General features: G+C 36.4%; 5 protein-coding genes. 4 read left to right on the plus strand and 1 reads right to left on the minus strand.

Annotated elements, in window-relative coordinates; all coding sequences use genetic code 11:
- From IC621_RS26115 to IC621_RS26130, 4 genes are all read left to right on the plus strand, one after another.
- A partial coding sequence (locus IC621_RS26115; RefSeq protein WP_191162943.1) for an SDR family oxidoreductase occupies positions 1-459 on the plus strand: 459 nt, incomplete at its 5' end.
- Positions 460-801: 342 nt separating this feature from the next.
- Positions 802-2,643: a beta-glucoside-specific PTS transporter subunit IIABC gene (locus tag IC621_RS26120; RefSeq protein ID WP_191162945.1), complete on the plus strand. Its 1,842-nt coding sequence runs from the start codon at positions 802-804 to the stop codon at positions 2,641-2,643.
- Positions 2,644-2,841: 198 nt separating this feature from the next.
- Positions 2,842-4,296, plus strand: coding sequence for a glycoside hydrolase family 1 protein (locus tag IC621_RS26125; protein WP_191162947.1), 1,455 nt, complete (start codon positions 2,842-2,844; stop codon positions 4,294-4,296).
- A gap of 40 nt (positions 4,297-4,336) precedes the next feature.
- Positions 4,337-5,518, plus strand: coding sequence for an MFS transporter (locus tag IC621_RS26130; RefSeq protein ID WP_191162949.1), 1,182 nt, complete (start codon positions 4,337-4,339; stop codon positions 5,516-5,518).
- Positions 5,519-5,726: 208 nt separating this feature from the next.
- Here IC621_RS26130 and IC621_RS26135 read toward each other — a convergent pair.
- Positions 5,727-6,267, minus strand: a 541-nt coding sequence (locus IC621_RS26135) for a LysR family transcriptional regulator substrate-binding protein (RefSeq protein WP_191162951.1), incomplete at its 5' end; no start/stop codon positions are given.

The raw sequence follows: 6,267 nt of genomic DNA on the forward strand, positions 1-6,267 counted from the left end.
CATTCACCACTTTCAGATGCTCGCTTTGATGAATGGCGCGAAATGTTAGACATCAATATCATGGGTGTTTTAAATGGAATCGCTGCGGTGTTACCTATCATGAAAAAACAACAATTTGGTCAAATTGTTACGACTGACTCCGTAGCTGGACATGTTGTTTTTGAACAAGGTGCTGTTTATTGTGGGACTAAGTTTGCTGTTCGTGCCATCATGGAAGGTGTGCGTAAGGAAGAAAGTAAAAATAATATCCGAAGCACGCTTATCTCACCAGGAACGGTAGATACTGAACTTCATACAACCATTAATGACCCTGACAGACGTAAATGGGTGGAGAATCTTCAGCTTACTATCGGTTTAAAATCAAGTGATATTGCGGATGCAGTCGCTTATGCCATAAGTACACCTGAAACTGCTGCGGTAAGCGAGATCATCATCCGCCCAACTAAACAAGTTGAGTGATGGATTTGTCACTTAAGGAAATAATGATTCTTCCTACAACACAACTGCAATGAAAGAATTGCCTATAAACTGTTAGAGGCAATTTTTTTATCAGTTAAGAAAGTTTAAGTTAATTAAAGTATTAACGTGATAAAGAGTGGTATCTATGTCCAGCTCCGAGCGCCATCGGCTCGGTCACAAGTCAATCCGTCAAGAAGGTTAAAGAACAACCTTCATGCCGGCTCGCCTTGTGCTTGTCGCCGATAGGCGGGCGCTCTGCGCTTTTCGTTCTTCGTGGTAATCTAACGGTTTAAATTCCGTTTTATTGGCCTGTCCCCTAATTGATAAAAGGAAGTGTAAAAATTGAATTACAAAAAGCTAGCAGAAGAAATCATTTACTTCGTGGGTGGAGAAGAAAATATTAAAAATGTCGTGCATTGTGCAACGCGATTACGATTTAACCTTCATGATAATAAGAAAGCGGATAAAGAAAAACTAGAAAATTTAGATGGTGTGTTGAGTGTTGTTGTAAATAGCGGCCAATTCCAAGTAGTAATTGGAAGCCATGTATCTGAAGTTTTTAAAGAAATACAATCTGCTGTAAATATCGATGGTGAAGAAAATTCAACACCATCAAAGCAAAAAGTAAATATTATTGAAAAGGTTTTTGAAGTTATCTCAGGAAGTTTCTCGCCTTTACTAGGTACGCTAGCTGGGGCAGGTATGCTGAGAGCATTATTAGCTCTTTTAACAATGACCGGTATCCTATCTACTGACAGCGGAACTTACACTATTTTATTAGCTGCCGGGAATGCGATTTTTTATTTCCTTCCCATTTTTCTAGGTATCACAATTGCTACAAAGCTTGGTGCAAATCCTTATGTAGGCGGGATGATAGGAGCAACATTACTAGAGCCTAATTTCACTGGAATGTTACAAGATCGTGGGGATATAACAGATTTCCTTGGCATCCCTGTTGTTTTAATGGACTATGCTTCATCTGTGTTTCCAGCTTTTTTCGCAATCACTATTTATGCTTTATTAAATAGATATCTTAAAAAAATCATTCATAAAGATTTGCAAATGTTTATGCTTCCTATGTTGGCTTTAATTATAATCGTGCCATTAACAACGATAGCATTTGGTCCTGTTGGTGTATATATTGCTAATTCGATTGGAACATTCATTAATTTCTTATATGCAGAAACTGGCGTATTAACTGGTGCTATCTTGGGTGGAGGTTGGACCTTCCTTACCTTATTTGGCATACACACCGGATTCACACCTTTTATGCTTGAAAATTTAGCAAATGGAGGAGATCCGATTCTTGCATTAGTGTCTGCGGCTGTCTTCGCACAAATCGGTTTAGCATTCGGTGTTTTCTTAAAAACGAAAGATAAAAAATTAAAAGCACTGGCTGGCTCAACATTGATGCCTGGACTATTTTCAGGAATTACGGAACCAATCCTTTACGGTTTAGCACTTCGGTATAAACGTGGACTTATTTATATAGCAATAGCTGGGATAATCGGTGGTGGTGTCAGTGGTTTACTTGGAGCAGTAGCAACAGCATATGCCTTTCCTTCTATGTTGAGTGTTCCTATATATTCTCCATTAATTTCTTATGTTATTGCCATGTTTGTTGCATTTGCAGTTTCAGCCGGATTAACGCTTGTTTTAGGTTTTGAAGATAAGAAAACAAAAGCAATGGACGAAAAGAAATTAGAGTCAGAACCATCATCTGAAAAACATGAAACGATTTTGAGTCCATTATCTGGTTTAGTTAAACCATTAAAAGAAGTCAATGACTCTGTATTTTCTTCTAATGCGGTGGGAAGAGGTGTTGCAATAGAGCCGACAGAAGGACGAGTTACCTCTCCTGTGAATGGTGTTGTGACGATGGTGTTCCCAACCTATCACGCAATTGGTATTCAATCGGATGAAGGGGCAGAAATATTAATTCATATTGGAATTAATACGGTTTCGTTACAAGGAGAACATTTCTCATCTGAAATTAAGCAAGGAGACCGAGTGACTCAAGGACAACATTTAATTGATTTTGATGTCGAGAAAATCAAAGAAGCCGGCTATGAAGTAATTACGCCGATTATCATAACCAATACAGATCATTATATTGATTTTATTGAACTGAAATCCAATACCGTTCAAGCAAAAGAAGAATTTTTAACATTAGTCGCGAAATAGTCGTGATCCTGCATAGAGAGGTTACTATATCGTGGGACAAGCAATTATAGTCCCATGATCACTTATACTAAATTGATTTCCTCAAAATAGTGGGATATAGAACAATGCTAATACTACAGTTTAATAGCTATTTTTCTTTCTAGCAATGCAAAGAAAATGAACTACTCTACATGAAAAGAATGAAGGAGGAATTAGTAAATGAGGGAATTTAAAAAAACAGTCTTCCCTGCAGGTTTCTTATGGGGCGGAGCAACGGCAGCTAATCAATGTGAAGGTGCGTTTGATGTTGATGGTAAAGGGATATCTGTGGCTGATACAATGCCTAGAGGTAAGGATAGATTTTCAATCATTGCTTCACCAGACTTTGATTGGGAGATAGATCAAAACAAATACTATTATCCAAACCATCTGGGTATTGATCATTATCATCGATTTAAAGAAGATATTGCTTTATTTGCAGAAATGGGATTTAAAGCTTACAGGTTTTCAATTGCTTGGAGCCGAATTTTCCCAAAGGGTGATGAAGTAGAACCTAACGAGGCTGGACTGTCTTTCTATGAAGAATTGATTGATGAATGTTTAAAATACGGAATAGAGCCTGTGATAACAATTTCTCACTATGAAATGCCAGTTCATTTGGCAAAAGTTTATAATGGCTGGAAAAACAGAAAGCTGATTGGTTTTTTTGAAAATTATTCAAAAGTTGTATTGGGACGATTTGCTAATAAAGTGAAGTATTGGATGACTTTTAACGAAATCAATTCTGCAATGGAATTTCCGGCTCTATCTCAAGGGCTGAGTGTATCTTCAGGCGCTCAAGACTATACAAATCGTTTTCAAGCTTGGCATCATCAATTTGTTGCGAGTGCTTTAGTAGTAAAAATTGCTCGTGAGCTAAGAGATGATATTCAAGTAGGGTGTATGCAGATTTATGCCCCGTTATATGCTTTTGATTCGAATCCTGTAAATCAGTTTGCTTCCCAATTAAAGCAACGAGCTTTTGATTATTTTACGAGTGATGTTCAAGTTCGTGGATACTACCCAAGCTATTTCAATCAATTACTAAAAGAGTACGATGCAAAAGCTCCAGTAATTGAAGATGGAGATGTAGAAATTCTAAAAAACAATACGGTGGATTATATCGGATTCAGTTATTACATGAGCATGGCAATTAATGAGACCAACTCTGAAAAGAGCGATCCAGCTTCAGGAAATCTTATGCAAGGAGTTAAGAATCCATTTTTAGAATCTAGTGAGTGGGGATGGCAAGTTGATCCTTTAGGGCTCCGAATCTCGATGAATGATCTCTGGGATCGCTATCAAGTTCCCTTGTTTATCGTTGAAAATGGGCTCGGTGCAAAAGATGAAATAGATGAAAATGGTGAAATTAACGATGATTATCGAATCGATTATTTGAAAAAACATATTATTGCTATGCACGAAGCTGTGGAAGATGGAGTTGATTTAATAGGATATACGCCTTGGGGATGTATTGACTTAGTAGCAGCTTCTACAGGAGAAATGAGCAAACGTTATGGTTTTATTTATGTTGATTTAGATGATAACGGAAACGGTTCTCTTGATCGTATAAAGAAAAAATCTTTTTATTGGTATAAAGATGTCATCGCTACAAATGGAGCAAAATTAGAATAAACGTCAAAATGAATGATTAAAGGATGTGGAACAATATTTTATGAAGAATTCTAAAAGTTTACTTATATTTATCTTAGCAGTTGGTGTATTTGGTATTATCAATACCGAAATGGGCGTAATTGGTATACTCCCTGCCCTAGCGGATCATTTTGATGTCAGTGTTTCTACAGCTGGTTTAATGGTAAGTCTTTTTGCGCTAGCCATTGCCATTGCTGGTCCAACTCTACCATTAGTATTTTCACGTATAAATCGAAAAAAAGTTATGTTACTTGTACTAGCTATTTTCATTATTGGGAATGTTATTTCCATTTTTACAACTAATTTTACAGTAGCCTTACTAGCTCGTGTTATACCAGCCTTCTTCCATCCTGTATATGTCTCTATTGCTTTATCAGTAGCTGCTGCCTCAGTTAGTGAAAGGGAAGCACCAAAAGCCATCTCTAAAGTATTTATAGGGGTTTCCGCAGGTATGGTTCTAGGTGTTCCTGTTGTAAGCTTTATTGCCAATACGATTTCACTTGAAATAGCGATGTCCTTTTTCGCTGTCGTAAATATTTTTACATTTATTGCGACTTTACTATTTGTACCTTCTATGCCTGTGAAGGAAAGACTTTCTTATGGTTCTCAGCTAAAGATTTTAACGCATGGAATTACTTGGCTCTCTATTTTGGCAGTTCTTTTCTTAAACGCAGCCATTTTCGGAGTATATAGTTACCTTGCTGAATATTTAGATGTTGTAACGAATATGTCATTAAATATAATAAGTACCATGTTACTTGTCTACGGCTTAGCTAATATTATTGGGAATATTATCGCAGGCAGATTACTTACGGACTATCCAATTCGTTCTGTCACAATCTTTCCTATTGTATTAACTGCTGTTTATATTATCTTTTTCTTTGTGGGTGAGCTTACTGTACCTACCGCTATTATCATTTTAGTTTGGGGGATACTTGGAGGTATTGGTGCAAACATTAATCAATATTGGATTATGTCTTCTGCTCCCAAAGCTCCAGATTTCGCGAATGGGTTATTCTTAACTTCCGTTAACTTAGGTACAACCATCGGAGCTGGTGTAGCCGGAATCATTATCGCACAAATTGGTACAGAATATATTTTATTCGTAGGTGTACTTACATTAGTGTTAGGTTTTATATGTATTTTACTTAGAAACTATATGTATGGACCTAAAACTAATCAACTAAAAGAGCGCGATTATTGAACAAACATAGGTAGAAAATAATCAATCTCTTTTTTTAAAAAAAACCAAACTTAAATCTACTGAAAAAGAATCCATTTTGATCAATCTTTTTTCAAAATGGATTCTTTTTATTTATCGAAAAAAAAGCTGGATTGTGGGGTGTTTTTTTGATCGAATTTTATTTCAAAGCAACAATAGTGCTTATTCTAAAGGGTAAGTTCTGAAAATCTTATTCATCTGATAAAGAATTTGAAAATTTCGCCTGAATTTCTTTTAAAAACATATCTGCAGCAGCGGAAAAAACCTGATGCTTTTTCCAAACAATATTTAAGCCAGATTCAAGTCTTGGCTCCATCGGTCTAAAACAAAGGTTACTATCACTAGACGTATTTACTATTTTATCAAGGGCTATTGCATAACCAATACCCTCTTCAACCATAATGGCAGCATTATATGCAAGATTGTATGTAGTCACGACGTTTAATTTATCAAAATCTTCACCAAACCAATCCGCAAATTCATTTTTAGAAAATGTCTGTTTTATAGCCTGTCGTGAACAGATTAGCGGAACATTTAATAAATCCACTGCTTGAATGGTATCTTTGAAAGCAAGAGGACTGTCCTTCCTCATAATAACGCCCCAAACATCTTTGGCTGGGATATTGATATAATTGTATTTTGATAAATCAGCTGGTTGAATTAAAATACCAAAGTCAAGCAATCCTTTGTCAAGCCGTTCAGTCACATCGTCTTCGTTTCCGCTGTAGAGG

The organism is Metabacillus arenae (assembly GCF_014773385.1).
Taxonomy (GTDB): Bacteria; Bacillota; Bacilli; order Bacillales; family Bacillaceae; genus Metabacillus_D; species Metabacillus_D arenae.